General features: G+C 72.8%; 12 protein-coding genes. 2 read left to right on the top strand and 10 right to left on the bottom strand.

Annotated features, from left to right (window positions below):
- Positions 1-17: 17 nt before the first annotated feature.
- Positions 18-1,172 (bottom strand): glycerophosphodiester phosphodiesterase, encoded by a 1,155-nt coding sequence (locus tag NPS70_RS13830; RefSeq protein WP_256524505.1) that lies wholly within the window; start codon positions 1,170-1,172, stop codon positions 18-20.
- A 283-nt stretch (positions 1,173-1,455) separates the two neighbouring features.
- Here NPS70_RS13830 and NPS70_RS13825 point away from each other — a divergent pair, with 283 nt between their 5' ends.
- Complete coding sequence (locus tag NPS70_RS13825; protein ID WP_256524504.1) at positions 1,456-2,127, top strand: 1-acyl-sn-glycerol-3-phosphate acyltransferase; 672 nt, start codon at positions 1,456-1,458, stop codon at positions 2,125-2,127.
- A 115-nt stretch (positions 2,128-2,242) separates the two neighbouring features.
- On the opposite strand, the gene NPS70_RS13820 is transcribed toward NPS70_RS13825, so the two are convergent.
- The 4 genes from NPS70_RS13820 to NPS70_RS13805 form a co-directional block, all read right to left on the bottom strand.
- On the bottom strand, positions 2,243-3,787 hold the full coding sequence (locus NPS70_RS13820) for an MFS transporter (protein ID WP_256524503.1): 1,545 nt from the start codon (positions 3,785-3,787) through the stop codon (positions 2,243-2,245).
- Positions 3,784-4,335 (bottom strand): TetR/AcrR family transcriptional regulator, encoded by a 552-nt coding sequence (locus tag NPS70_RS13815; RefSeq protein WP_256524502.1) that lies wholly within the window; start codon positions 4,333-4,335, stop codon positions 3,784-3,786. The genes NPS70_RS13820 and NPS70_RS13815 overlap by 4 nt, the downstream gene beginning before the upstream one ends.
- Positions 4,336-4,506: 171 nt before the next feature.
- Entirely contained in the window at positions 4,507-5,934 is a 1,428-nt protein-coding gene (gene argH, locus NPS70_RS13810; RefSeq protein ID WP_256524501.1) for an argininosuccinate lyase, read from the bottom strand.
- Between the two features lie 105 nt (positions 5,935-6,039).
- A complete protein-coding gene (locus tag NPS70_RS13805) occupies positions 6,040-7,233 on the bottom strand; it encodes an argininosuccinate synthase (RefSeq protein ID WP_256524500.1) in 1,194 nt (397 codons plus the stop codon).
- Between the two features lie 230 nt (positions 7,234-7,463).
- Between NPS70_RS13805 and NPS70_RS13800 the strand changes: the two genes are divergently transcribed.
- Complete coding sequence (locus NPS70_RS13800) at positions 7,464-8,075, top strand: pyridoxamine 5'-phosphate oxidase family protein (RefSeq protein ID WP_256524499.1); 612 nt, start codon at positions 7,464-7,466, stop codon at positions 8,073-8,075.
- A gap of 87 nt (positions 8,076-8,162) precedes the next feature.
- Here NPS70_RS13800 and NPS70_RS13795 read toward each other — a convergent pair whose 3' ends face one another.
- From NPS70_RS13795 to argC, 5 genes are read right to left on the bottom strand one after another with little or no spacing between them, the layout of a single operon-like run.
- A complete protein-coding gene (locus NPS70_RS13795) occupies positions 8,163-8,699 on the bottom strand; it encodes an arginine repressor (protein WP_256524498.1) in 537 nt (178 codons plus the stop codon).
- Between the two features lie 7 nt (positions 8,700-8,706).
- The gene (locus tag NPS70_RS13790; RefSeq protein WP_256524497.1) at positions 8,707-9,915 is read right to left on the bottom strand and encodes an acetylornithine transaminase; all 1,209 of its coding nucleotides are present in this window, start codon (positions 9,913-9,915) and stop codon (positions 8,707-8,709) included.
- Positions 9,912-10,817 carry an acetylglutamate kinase gene (gene argB, locus NPS70_RS13785; protein WP_256524496.1) on the bottom strand — a complete coding sequence of 302 codons (906 nt, stop codon included), beginning with the start codon at positions 10,815-10,817 and terminating at the stop codon, positions 9,912-9,914. Before argB ends, NPS70_RS13790 begins: the two co-directional genes overlap by 4 nt.
- On the bottom strand, positions 10,814-11,965 hold the full coding sequence (argJ, locus tag NPS70_RS13780; protein ID WP_256524495.1) for a bifunctional glutamate N-acetyltransferase/amino-acid acetyltransferase ArgJ: 1,152 nt from the start codon (positions 11,963-11,965) through the stop codon (positions 10,814-10,816). The genes argB and argJ overlap by 4 nt, the downstream gene beginning before the upstream one ends.
- Positions 11,962-12,990 (bottom strand): N-acetyl-gamma-glutamyl-phosphate reductase, encoded by a 1,029-nt coding sequence (gene argC / locus NPS70_RS13775; RefSeq protein WP_256524494.1) that lies wholly within the window; start codon positions 12,988-12,990, stop codon positions 11,962-11,964. Before argC ends, argJ begins: the two co-directional genes overlap by 4 nt.
- Between the last annotated feature and the right edge of the window lie 213 nt (positions 12,991-13,203).

Below are 13,203 nucleotides of genomic sequence, written 5' to 3'. Positions count from 1 at the left end.
CCCGAGCCGCCGGACCGTCAGACCTCCTCGGCGGCGAGCAGCCCGGTGTCCGGCATGTCGGTGAAGATGCCGTCGATCCCGGTCGCGAAGTAGGCGCGGTAGGCGCCGAAGGCGTCCCCGTAGGCGGTCGGGTCGGTACCCCGCCGGAAGTCGGCCGGCAGGAAGGCGTTCTCGTTGCGCAGGGTGTAGGGGTGGAGCAGCAGCCCGCGCGCGTGGGCGTCGCGGACCAGGGTGGTGGGCTCGGTCAGCCGCCCGGCGGCGTCCTTCGGGACGACCAGGTCGAGGGTGGGGCCGATGCCCTGGGCGAAGGAGGCGATCCAGTCCAGCCCGGCCGGCTTCACCAGGTCCGCCACGGTCCGCGGGTCGCCCGCCTCCACGAAGTCCCAGGGGCGGGAGGCGGGCCCGGACAGCAGCACCACCCGGGGGGTGGCCACGAGGCGGGCCATGCGCTGCATGCTGCTGGGCTCGAAGGACTGGAGGAAGACCGGGGAGTTCGCGCGGTGGCGGCCGTAGCGCCGCAGCAGCCGCGCCAGGCGCTCCTCCAGCCCGAGGCCGAGAGCCCGGAAGTAGCTGGGGTGCTTGGTCTCGGCATGGAGCCACACCGGGTGCCCGCGGCGGCGGCCCTCCCGCTCCGCCCAGCGCAGCACCTCCTCGAAGGTGGGGACCGTCCAGCGGCCGTCGTAGAGGGTGTTCTCCTGGCGGATGGCCGGGATGCGCTCCTTGGCCCGCAGGGTCTTCAGCTCGGCCAGGGTGAAGTCCTCGGTGAACCAGCCGGTCAGGGAGGTGCCGTCGACGGACTTGGTGGTCCGCCGGGAGGCGAACTCGGGGTGGTCCGCCACGTCGGTGGTTCCGGTGATGTCGTTCTCGTGGCGGCACACGAGATGGCCGTCCCGGGTGGGGACCAGGTCCTGCTCGATGACGTGGGCGCCCATGTCGAGCGCGAGCCCGTACGAGCCCAGGGTGTGCTCGGGCCGGTAGCCGCTCGCCCCGCGGTGTGCGATCACGGTGGGGACCGGCAGGCCCCGGTACCCCGGCCCGCCGCCGCGCCCCTGCGTCCTTCCGGCCGCCCGGGCGGCCCCCGCCCCGGCGCCGGTCCCCAGCGCCGCGCCGGCGGCGACGGCCGCCCCGATCACCGCACGGCGTGCCGGACCGCTGCTCGCACCCTGTGTCATGAAACGTTCCTCCATGTGATCTTCCGCACTGTTCCGAACGTCGCCCGATGGTAGGCAGGCACCCCCTCTCCAGGGCAGACCGCGTCCGAACAGCGCGGGAACGCGCGTCAACAGTGCGTATCGGATGCGTGAACCCGACGTGCGCGGGGGCACGGGGCGCGAGTATGGTCCTCACCTGCACGGACCCCAGCTCCCGAACCCGCCCGCAGACCCCCCGGCCGAGACCGCACCGGCGCCCGTCGACGTCGCACCCCACGGCACGTCCCACGACTCGGAGGACCCGTTGTCCCGCTTGACCCTCATCAAGGCCGTGCTCGGGCCGTTCCTGCGCCTGATGTTCCGCCCCCGCGTGGAGGGGGCGGAGAACATCCCCGGGAGCGGACCGGTGATCCTCGCCGGGAACCACCTGACCTTCATCGACTCGATGGTGCTGCCGCTGGTGACCGACCGGCCGGTGTTCTTCATCGGCAAGGACGAGTACGTCACCGGCAAGGGCCTCAAGGGCCGGGCCATGGCGTGGTTCTTCACCGGTGTCGGCATGATCCCGGTCGACCGCGACGGTGCGAACGGGGGCGTGGCGGCGCTGATGACGGGCCGCCGGATCCTGGAGGAGGGCAGGGTCTTCGGCATCTACCCCGAGGGCACCCGCTCCCCCGACGGGCGGCTGTACCGGGGGCGCACCGGCATCGCGCGCCTGACGCTGATGACGGGCGCGCCGGTGGTCCCCTTCGCGATGATCGGCACGGACAAGCTCCAGCCGGGGGGCGCGGGCCTGCCGCGGCCCGGCCGGGTGACCGTGCGCTTCGGCGAGCCGATGGAGTTCTCCCGCTACGAGGGCATGGACCGCGACCGGTACGTGCTGCGGGCCGTCACCGACTCGGTGATGACCGAGGTGATGCGGCTGTCCGGCCAGGAGTACGTCGACATGTACGCCACCAAGGCGAAGGCGGCCTGAGGCCGCCCGTCCGGCGGATCCGCGGGACGGGCCGCGGTAGACGACGGCGCCAGGCCGGGGCGGATCCGCCCCGGCCTGGCGCCGTCGTTTACCGCCCCGTGCCCGGGGCCGCGGCTCAGTGCCCGGCGCGCTCCTCCAGCCGCTGGCCGCGCAGCAGGAACCAGGCGGCGACCGCGGTGGCCAGGAGCACGGCGGCCCCCACCCCCGCGGCGAGGCGCAGTCCCTCGGTGAAGGAGTCCTGGGCCGCGGCCACCAGGGCGCCCGCCTGGTCCCCGGGCAGGCTGCCGGCCACCTCCACGGCGCCGCCGAGCGATTCGTGGGCGGCCCGGGCCGCCTGGCCGGGGACGCCCTCGGGTATCGGGAAGCCGCGGTAGACACCGGTGACCACCGAGCCCAGCAGGGCGATACCGAGCGCCGCGCCCAGTTCGTAGGCCGTCTCGGAGACCGCGGAGGCGGAACCGGCCTGCTCCTTGGGGACGCTGGAGAGGATCACGTCGGCGGTGACGGTGAACGAGAACCCCGCCCCGGCACCGACGACCAGCAGCGCCGCGCCGAGCAGCGGGTAGCCCGTCGAACGGTCGACGACGGTCAGGACGGCCAGTGCGAGGCCGACCGCGGCCAGGCCGCCCGCGACGACGGAGCGCACGGAGAACCTGCGGGCCACGGTCCCCGCCACCAGGCCGGTGACCACGGCGCCGAGCGCGGCGGGCAGTTCGGCCAGCCCCGCCTCCAACGGGCGCCGCTCCTGGACGAGCTGGAGGAACTGGGAGAGGAAGAAGACCAGTCCGGACAGGCCGAGGATGGTCAGCAGGTCGGCGAGGACCGCGCCCGAGAAGCCGCGGTGGCGGAACAGCCTCATGTCCAGCAGCGGGGAGGTGAGCGTCAGCTGACGCCTCACGAAGCCGTACAGGGCCAGCACACCGACCACGGCGGCGGCACCGGCCACCGCGCCGGGGCCGTGGCTCGCCGCTTCCTTGATCGCGTACACGACGGCGACCATGCCGACCAGGGACAGGCCGACGCTCGGCAGGTCCCAGGGACCGGGGGCGGGGTTCTTCGACTCGGGCAGCAGCCTCACGCCGACGACCACGAGCACCGCCATCACCGGCAGGTTGATCAGGAACACCGATCCCCACCAGAAGTGCTCCAGCAGGAAGCCGCCGACGACGGGGCCGACAGCGGCGCCCGCCGAGGCCATGGCACCCCAGATGCCGATGGCGATGCTGCGCTCCCGCGGGTCGTGGAAGATGTTCCGGATCAGGGCGAGCGTGGAGGGCATCAGGGTGGCACCGGCGACCCCGAGCAGCGCACGGGCCACGATCATCGTCTCGGGTGTGCTCGCGTAGGCGTTCAGCACGGACACCGCACCGAAGGCCACGGCGCCGGTGAGCAGCAGCTTCTTGCGGCCGATGCGGTCGCCGAGGCTGCCCATGGACACCAGCAGCCCGGCGATCACGAAGGAGTACACGTCGCCGATCCACAGCAGCTGGTTGCCGGTCGGCTCCAGGTCCTCGCTGAGGAACGGCGTGGCGAGGCCGAGGACGGTGGCGTCGACCGCCACCAGCAGGACGGCCAGGACGAGGACCGAGAGCGCCAGCCAGCGGCCGGGCCGGTACAGGGTCTCGTCCGCCCCGGTCGCGGGCCGGATGGTGCTGCTCATGTCTCCACACTCCGTCGGACGCCGCCGAGGATCAGCTCGGCGGTCATGAGGGAAAAGTCGTTCTTGGCCACCCGGCCGTCCATGACGGCCCAGGCGCACGCCCCGATGAGCGCGTAGAGGGCCTCGGTGAGCCATGCGGGGCTGAGGTCGATGCGGAACTCGCCGCGCTCCTGCCCCTGCCGGAAGAAGGCCGAGATGCGGGCGTCGAGCCGCGCCCAGCCCGCGTTGACCTGGTCCCCCTCGAAGAGCTGGTTCTCCGTGTAGAGGAACGCCAGCAGGTCGGCGGAGGGCTGGGCCTCGGCGACGAGCCGGCGCAGCGCGTCGGCGCCGCCGCCCTCGTCGAGGCGGGCGCGGGCGAGCGCGGCCTCCAGCTCCTGGATGCCCAGCTCCTCCAGGGCCCGCACCAGCGCGTCCCGGCCGGCGAAGTGGCGGTGCAGGGTGGCCCGGCCGACGCCCGCCGCCCGGGCGACCTCGTCCATCGTGGCGGTCGACTTCCGGGACAGCAGGGCGGCGGCATCGCGCAGCACCTGTTCTCGATCCATGGCCATGAAACAAGCGTACCCCACATGAGACACAGATGTCTCATTCAATATAGGAGAGTCCCTTGCGGGGCTCCGGCCGCGCCACCCGGCGCGGACGTCGCACGCGGCGCGAAACCGGCCCCGGGCACACGGAAACCGCCCCCGCCGTCAGGGCGGGGGCGGTCGGGGTGCGGCGGGTCACTGCTTGGCCGAGGCCCAGGCGTGCTGTATCACCAGATCGGCCTTGAGCTCGTTCAGCTGCACGGCCACGGCCGAGGGGGCCGTGCCGCCGCGGCCGTTGCGGGAGGCCAGCGCCCCGGGCACGTCGAGCACGCTGCGCACCTCGGGGGTGAGGTGCCGGGAGATCTTCGCGAACTGCTCGTCGGTCAGCTGGTCCAGCTCGACGCCCTGCCGCTCGCACTCCTTGACGCACTCCCCCGCGACCTCGTGCGCCACGCGGAACGGGACCCCCTGCTTGACCAGCCACTCGGCCACGTCGGTGGCGAGCGAGAAGCCCGCGGGCGCCAGCTCCTCCATCCGCTCGCGGTGGACGGTGAGCGTGGCCATCATCCCGGTGAAGGCGGGAAGCAGCACCTCCAGCTGGTCGCAGGAGTCGAAGACCGGCTCCTTGTCCTCCTGGAGGTCGCGGTTGTAGGCCAGCGGCAGGGCCTTCAGGGTGGCCAGCAGGCCGGTGAGGTTGCCGATGAGGCGGCCGGACTTGCCCCGGGCCAGCTCGGCGATGTCCGGGTTCTTCTTCTGCGGCATGATCGACGACCCGGTGGAGAAGGCGTCGTGCAGCGTGACGAAGGAGAACTCCTTGGTGTTCCAGAGGATGACCTCCTCCGCGATCCGGGAGAGGTTCACGCCGATCATCGCGGTGATGAAGGCGAACTCGGCGACGAAGTCCCGGGAGGCGGTGCCGTCGATGGAGTTGCCCGCGGAGCCGCGCTCGAAGCCCAGGTCCCGGGCCACCGCCTCCGGGTCGAGCCCGAGCGAGGAGCCCGCCAGGGCGCCCGAGCCGTACGGCGAGACCGCGGTGCGGGTGTCCCACTGGCGCAGCCGCTCGGCGTCCCGGGAGAGCGACTGGACGTGCGCGAGGACGTGGTGGGCGAAGAGCACCGGCTGCGCGTGCTGGAGGTGGGTGCGGCCGGGCATGGCCACGTCCGGGTGGGCCTCGGCGAGCGACACCAGGGCGTCCTGGAGGTCGGCGAGCAGGCCCCCGATGATGCGGGCGTGGTCGCGCAGGTACATCCGGAACAGGGTGGCGACCTGGTCGTTGCGGGAGCGCCCGGCGCGGAGCTTGCCGCCGAGGTCGGGGCCGAGCCGCTCCAGGAGGCCGCGCTCCAGCGCGGTGTGGACGTCCTCGTCGGCGACGGTGCCGGTGAACGAGCCGTCGGCCACGTCGGCCTCCAGGCGGTCGAGCCCTTCCAGCATGCCGGTCAGCTCGTCGTCGGTGAGCAGGCCCGCCGTGTTCAGGACGCGGGCGTGGGCGCGCGAGCCGGCGATGTCGTAGGGCGCGAGGCGCCAGTCGAAGTGCACGGACGCGGACAGCTTCGCCAGCGCCTCGGCGGGGCCGTCGGCGAAGCGGCCGCCCCAGAGCCGGACGTCACCGTTGTTGCTGCTCACAGCTGCTGCTCCTTGAGGGGTTCGGAAGGTGCGTCCGCCTCCCGCCGCCGCGGTGTGCGCGGCGGCGGGAGGCGGCCTGTACAACGCACGGGCGCCGGGGTGGGGTTACGCGAGGTCCCGCTTGGCGGCGATCTTCTGCGAGAGGCCGAAGATCTCGATGAAGCCCTGGGCCTTCGACTGGTCGAAGGTGTCGCCGGTGTCGTAGGTGGCGAGGTTGAAGTCGTAGAGCGACTGCTCGGACCGGCGGCCGGTGACCACGGCACGGCCGCCGTGCAGCGTCATCCGGACGTCGCCGGTGACGTGCTCGCTGGCCTCGTCGATGAAGCCGTCCAGCGCCCGCTTGAGGGGGGAGAACCACAGGCCGTCGTAGACCAGCTCGCCCCAGCGCTGCTCGACCTGCCGCTTGTACCGGGCGAGTTCGCGCTCGACGGTGACGTTCTCCAGCTCCTGGTGGGCGGTGATGAGCGCGATGGCTCCGGGGGCCTCGTAGACCTCGCGGGACTTGATGCCGACGAGCCGGTCCTCGACCATGTCGATCCGTCCGACGCCCTGGGCGCCGGCCCGCTCGTTGAGCTGCTGGATGGCCTGGAGGACGGTGACGGGCTTGCCGTCGACGGCGACGGGGACGCCGGCCTTGAAGGAGATGACCACCTCGTCGGCCTCCCGCGGGGCGGCCGGGTTGGAGGTGTACTCGTAGATGTCCTCGATCGGCGCGTTCCAGATGTCCTCCAGGAACCCGGTCTCGACGGCGCGCCCGAAGACGTTCTGGTCGATCGAGTAGGGGGACTTCTTGGACGTCGCGATGGGCAGTTCCTTCGCCTCGCAGAAGGCGATGGCCTTGTCCCGGGTCATCGCGTAGTCCCGGACGGGGGCGATGCACTTCAGGTCCGGGGCGAGGGCGACGATGCCGGCCTCGAACCGCACCTGGTCGTTGCCCTTGCCGGTGCAGCCGTGGGCCACGGTGTCGGCGCCGTGCTTCTTGGCCGCCGCGACGAGGTGCTTGACGATGGTCGGCCGGGAGAGCGCCGAGACCAGCGGGTAGCGGTCCATGTAGAGGGCGTTGGCCTTGATCGCGGGGAGGCAGTACTCCTCGGCGAACTCGTCCTTGGCATCCGCGACCTCGGCCTCGACCGCACCGCAGGCGAGCGCGCGCTTGCGGATGACGTCCAGGTCCTCGCCGCCCTGGCCGACGTCCACGGCAACGGCGATGACCTCGGCGCCCGTCTCCTCGGCGATCCAGCCGATGGCGACGGAGGTGTCCAGGCCGCCCGAATAGGCGAGTACGACGCGCTCGGTCACGGGTTTCTCCTTAGGATGCATTCACTGATGGGTATAACTATGCAGTGGACCGTATGTTTTGTCAATCGGCGGTGAATGCGCAGGTCAGCGTGTATGCATGGCCCGGGCTCCCCGATCCTCCCCGGCCCACCGGGAGCCCGGCCCCCATCCGCCGGCACCCGAAAGCCACCCCCGCTGCCGTGCCGGGGGCACCCCGCCGGGGGCGCGGGGCCATGGCGGACAATCGCCGTATGGGGAAGACGTACGAACGCATCGAGGGCCGGATCCGTGCATTCATCGAGGAGCAGCCGGTGTTCTTCACCGCGACCGCACCGCTGACGGGGGACGGCCATGTCAACGTCTCGCCGAAGGGGAGAGCGGGGTCGCTGATCGTGGTGGACGCCACGACGCTCGCCTACCTCGACTTCGGCGGCAGCAGCGCGGAGACGCTCGCCCATGTCCGGGAGCCCGGCAACGGGCGGATCACCCTGATGTGGTGCGCGTTCTCCGGGCCGCCGAAGGTGCTGCGGGTGCACGGCCGGGGCGAGGTGGTGCTCCGGGACGACCCGCGGTGGGGCGAGTGGATCGGCCGCTTCGCCCAGGCCGACGGGCCCGGCGCCCGGGCGGTGGTCGTGGTGCGCGCGGTGCGGGTCTCCGACGCCTGCGGCTTCGCCGTCCCGTTCATGGAGTACACCGGGGAGCGCACCCAGCACGCCGAGTACTTCGGGCGGAAGTCCGAGGAGGAGTTCGCGGCCTACTGCGAGAAGAAGGACCACGTCGGGGTGAGCCTGGACGGCCTCCCCGCACTGCCCCTGCCACTGCCGCCGCGCACGGACACGGGCGGCGGCACCGGGGGGAGCTGACGGGACGCGGCTCCCGCCGGGCCGCGGAGGCCGGCACCGCCGGGCGGGGCGGGGCCGCCGTGGCGCCCCGGCCCGTCCCGGCCCGCCTCAGCGGTCGTTCTGCGCGAGCCGCAGCAGATGGTCGGCCAGCGCCTGGCCGCCCACCGGGTCCCTGCTGATCAGCATCAGGGTGTCGTCCCCGGCGATCGTGCCGAGGACGTCGTGGAGTTCGGCCTGGTCGATGGCCGAGGCCAGGAACTGCGCCGCACCCGGCGGCGTCCGCAGCACCACCAGGTTCGCCGACGCCTCCGCGGAGATGAGGAGTTCACCGGAGAGGCGCCGCATACGCTCCTCCTTGGCGGACTCCCCCAGCGGGGCCTGCGGGGTGCGGAAGCCGCCCTCGCTGGGGACCGCGTAGATCAGCTCGCCGCCCGTGTTGCGGATCTTCACCGCGCCCAGCTCGTCGAGGTCCCGGGAGAGCGTCGCCTGGGTGACGCTCAGCCCGTTGTCCGCGAGAAGCCTGGCCAACTGGCTCTGGGAGCGCACCGGTTGCCGGTTGAGGATGTCCACGATCCGGCGGTGGCGGGCGGTGCGGGTCTGCGGTACGGCCGGGCCGCCGTGCTCGGTCTCCTGGCCCTCGGTCATCGTCGTCTCACTCTTCGGCTCGTCCTTCACCCTTGCTCGCGTCGAGGATGGCCGGAAGGGCCCCGAGGAACGCGTCTGCCTCGGCGTCACCGATGACCAGTGGCGGCATCAGCCGGACGACATCGGGGGCGGGGGCGTTCACCAGGAAACCGGCACCCTGGGCCGCCTGCTGCACCCGGGGTGCGTACGGCCCGGTGAGCACGATACCCAGCAGCAGGCCGCTGCCGCGGACATGGGAGACCAGCGGGTGCCCCAGGGACTCGATTCCGTCCCGCAGCTTCTCGCCCAGGCGCTTCACCTGGTCGAGGACACCGCCCTCGGCGAGGGTGTCGATCACGGCGATCCCGGCGGCGCAGGCGATGGGGTTGCCGCCGAACGTCGAGCCGTGGTGGCCGGGGCGCAGCAGGTCCGCGGCGGGGCCGAAGGCGACGGTGGCGCCGATCGGCAGCCCCCCGCCCAGCCCCTTCGCCAGCGTCACGACGTCCGGCTCGACTCCCTGGTGGGCCTGGAAGCGGAACCACTGGCCGGTGCGCCCGATGCCGGTCTGCACCTCGTCCAGGACGAGGAGGGTGCCGGTGGCCCGGGTGATCTCCCGCGCCGCCTCCAGATAGCCGGGCGGGGGGACGACGACGCCGTTCTCCCCCTGGATCGGCTCGACGACCACGAGCGCGGTCTCCTCGGTGACCACGGCGCGCAGGGCGTCGGCGTCCCCGTAGGGCACATGGGTGACCTCGCCGGGCAGCGGCAGGAAGGGGTCCCGCTTGCCGGGCTGGCCGGTGAGGGCGAGGGCGCCCGTCGTCCGGCCGTGGAAGCCGCCCTCGGTGGCCACCATGTGGCGCCGTCCGGTCAGCCGGCCGATCTTGAACGCCGCCTCGTTGGCCTCGGCACCGGAGTTGCAGAAGTAGACCCTGCCGGGACGGCCCAGCAGCCGCACCAGCCGCTCGGCCAGCGCCACCGGCGGCTCGGCCGCGTAGAGGTTGGAGACGTGGCCGAGGGTGGCGGCCTGGCGGGAGACGGCCTCGACGACCGCCGGGTGGGCGTGGCCGAGGGCGTTGACGGCGATGCCTCCGACGAAGTCGGTGTAGCGGTTGCCGTCCTCGTCCCAGAGCGAGGCGCCCTCGCCGCGCACGAGCGCGAGCCCCGGGGTGCCGTAGGTGTCGGCCATCACCTTCCCCCACCGTGCGCCGACGGCGGTGTCCTGCTGCTCGGCGGTCACTGCTCCCCCTGTCCGTCCGGCACCACCATGGTGCCGATTCCCTCGTCGGTGAAGATCTCCAGCAGGATCGAGTGCTGCACCCGCCCGTCGATGACGCGGGCGGTGGTGACGCCGTTGCGGACGGCGTGGAGGCAGCCCTCCATCTTGGGTGCCATGCCGCTGGAGAGCTCCGGGAGGAGCTTCTCCAGCTCGGTGGCGGTGAGGCGGCTGATCACCTCGTCGCTGTTGGGCCAGTCCTCGTAGAGGCCCTCGACGTCCGTGAGCACCATCAGCGTCTCGGCGCCCAGCGCCGCGGCCAGCGCCGCGGCGGCCGTGTCGGCGTTGACGTTGTAGACGTGCCCGTCGTCCTCGGAGCGGGCGATGGACGAGACGACCGGGATACGGCCGTCGGCGAGCAGCGCCTGGATCGCGCCGGTGTCGATGGCGGTGATCTCCCCGACGCGCCCGATGTCGACGAGCTCTCCGTCGATGCGCGGCCGGTGCTTGGTGGCCGTGATGGTGCAGGCGTCCTCGCCGGTGAGTCCGACGGCGAGCGGCCCGTGCTCGTTGAGCAGGCCGACCAGCTCGCGCTGCACCTGGCCGGCCAGCACCATCCGGACCACGTCCATGGCCTCGGGCGTGGTGACGCGCAGCCCGGCCTTGAACTCGCTCACCAGCCCGTGCCGGTCGAGGGCGGCGGAGATCTGCGGGCCGCCGCCGTGCACGACGACGGGCCGGAGCCCGGCGTGGCGCAGGAAGACGACGTCCTGGGCGAAGGCCGCCTTGAGCTCCTCGTCGACCATGGCGTTGCCGCCGAACTTGATGACGACGGTCCTGCCGTGGTGGCGGGTCAGCCAGGGCAGGGCCTCGATGAGGATCTGGGCCTTCGGGAGCGCGGTGTGCTTCCGCGTGGCGCTGCTCATGAGCTGTACGCGCTGTTCTCGTGGACGTAGTCCGCGGTGAGGTCGTTGGCCCAGATCACGGCGGACTCCGAGCCCGCGGACAGGTCCGCGGTGATCGTGACCTCGCGGTAGCGCATGTCGACCAGGTCGCGGTCCTCGCCGACGGATCCCTCCCGGCACACCCACACGCCGTTGATGGCCACGTTGAGCCGGTCGGGCTCGAAGGCGGCCCGGGTGGTGCCGATGGCGGAGAGCACCCGGCCCCAGTTCGGGTCCTCCCCGTGGACGGCGCACTTGAGCAGGTTGTTGCGCGCGATGGAGCGGCCGACCTCGACGGCGTCGTCCTCGGTGGCGGCGTTCACCACCTCGATGCGGATGTCCTTGCTGGCGCCCTCCGCGTCACCGATCAGCTGCCGCGCGAGGTCGTCGCAGACGGTGCGGACCGCTTCGGCGAACTCGGCGTACTCCGGGGCGGTGCCGCTGGCCCCGGAGGCCAGCAGCAGGACCGTGTCGTTGGTGGACATGCAGCCGTCGGAGTCCACCCGGTCGAAGGTCAGCCGGGTGGCCTCGCGCAGGGCCTTGTCGAGCGAGGGGGCGTCGACGTCGGCGTCGGTGGTGAGGACGACCAGCATGGTGGCCAGGCCCGGGGCGAGCATGCCCGCGCCCTTGGCCATGCCGCCGACGGTCCAGCCCTGCCCACGCGCCACCGCGGTCTTGTGGACGGTGTCCGTGGTCTTGATCGCGATGGCGGCCTTCTCGCCGCCGTGCTCGGAGAGCTGGGCGGCCGCCTGCTCCACGCCGGGCAGCAGCCTGTCCATGGGCAGCAGGACGCCGATCAGGCCCGTGGAGGCCACCGCGACCTCGCCCGCGCCGACGCCGAGCACCTCGGCCGCCTTCTCGGCCGTGGCGTGGGTGTCCTGGAAGCCCTGGGGGCCGGTGCAGGCGTTGGCCCCGCCGGAGTTGAGGACGACGGCGGCCACCTCGCCGGACGTGAGCACCTGCTCCGACCACAGGACCGGTGCGGCCTTGACGCGGTTGGAGGTGAAGACGCCCGCGGCGGCGCGGCGGGGGCCGGTGTTGACCACCAGGGCCAGGTCCGGATTGCCGTTCTCCTTGATTCCGGCCGCGATGCCCGCCGCCGTGAACCCCTGTGCCGCTGTCACGCTCACGGCGCAACTCCCATCGTGGAAAGTCCGGTGTCCTCGGGCAGCCCGAGGGCGATGTTCATGCTCTGCACCGCGCCGCCCGCGGTGCCCTTGGTGAGGTTGTCGATGGCGCTGATCGCGATGATCCGCCCGGCGGCCTCGTCGAGGGCGACCTGCACCTGCGCGCTGTTCGACCCGTACACGGAGGCGGTGGCGGGCCACTGCCCCTCGGGGAGCAGCCGGACGAAGGGCTCGTCGGCGCAGGCCTTCTCGTAGGCGGCCCTCAGTTCTCCGGCAGTGGTGCCGGGCCGCGCCCTGGCGGAGCAGGTGGCGAGGATGCCCCGCGGCATCGGGGCGAGGGTCGGGGTGAAGGAGACCGTGACCGGCTCCCCGGCGGCCGCGCTGAGGTTCTGGACCATCTCCGGTGTGTGGCGGTGGACGCCGCCGACGCCGTAGGGGCTCATGGAGCCCATGACCTCGGAGCCGAGGAGGTGCGCCCTGGGGGCCTTGCCGGCTCCGGAGGTGCCGGACGCGGCGGTGACCACGGCCTCGGGCTCGGCGAGTCCGGCGCCGTAGGCGGGGGCGAGGGCGAGGGTCACGGCCGTGGGGTAGCAGCCGGGCACCGCGACGCGCCTGGACCCCTCCAGCGCGGCGCGGGCGCCCGGCAGCTCGGGGAGGCCGTACGGCCAGGTGCCGGCGTGCGGCGAGCCGTAGAAGCGCTCCCAGTCGGCGGCGCTGCGGAGCCGGAAGTCGGCCCCCATGTCGATGACGAGGACCTCGTCGCCGAGTTCCTCGGCGACCGCCGCGGACTGCCCGTGCGGGAGGGCCAGGAAGACCACGTCGTGACCGCGCAGCACCTCGGCGCCGGTCTCCGCCAGCACCCGGTCGGCCAGCGGCGGCAGGTGCGGCTGGAGCACGCCGAGCCGCTGACCGGCGTTGCTGTTGCCGGTCAGTGCGCCGATCTCCACGCCGGGGTGGGCGAGGAGCAGGCGGAGCACCTCGCCACCCGCGTATCCGCTCGCCCCTGCGACTGCTGCGCGTACTGCCATCGGACCCTCCTCGGTGATGGCATGACTATACGCAGGTATGCACGTTTATGCAATGCGCTCCGGCGCTCGTACGCGGAGGCGGTGGGACTGTGCAGCCGATCCGGCGGGTCCGAACAGCTCGGACGGCAGGCAGGGCATCGGCCCCGTCCCTCCACCGTGCGGCCTTTATCCGAAGACCTCGACCGAGAGCGTGAAGAGCGGGTCCCCACCGGG

This window comes from Streptomyces sp. C10-9-1, from assembly GCF_024497955.1.
Classification (GTDB): domain Bacteria; phylum Actinomycetota; class Actinomycetes; order Streptomycetales; family Streptomycetaceae; genus Streptomyces; species Streptomyces sanyensis.
This window is presented reverse-complemented; position numbering and strand designations above follow the sequence as displayed.

Bases quoted from the DNA above. Each gene is read 5' to 3' on its own strand.
- NPS70_RS13830 (WP_256524505.1), bottom strand. From the start codon at position 1,172: ATGACACAGGGTGCGAGCAGCGGTCCGGCACGCCGTGCGGTGATCGGG.
- NPS70_RS13820 (WP_256524503.1), bottom strand. From the start codon at position 3,787: ATGAGCAGCACCATCCGGCCCGCGACCGGGGCGGACGAGACCCTGTAC.
- NPS70_RS13815 (WP_256524502.1), bottom strand. From the start codon at position 4,335: ATGGCCATGGATCGAGAACAGGTGCTGCGCGATGCCGCCGCCCTGCTG.
- NPS70_RS13800 (WP_256524499.1), top strand. From the start codon at position 7,464: ATGGGGAAGACGTACGAACGCATCGAGGGCCGGATCCGTGCATTCATC.
- NPS70_RS13795 (WP_256524498.1), bottom strand. From the start codon at position 8,699: ATGACCGAGGGCCAGGAGACCGAGCACGGCGGCCCGGCCGTACCGCAG.
- argB (WP_256524496.1), bottom strand. From the start codon at position 10,817: ATGAGCAGCGCCACGCGGAAGCACACCGCGCTCCCGAAGGCCCAGATC.
- argC (WP_256524494.1), bottom strand. From the start codon at position 12,990: ATGGCAGTACGCGCAGCAGTCGCAGGGGCGAGCGGATACGCGGGTGGC.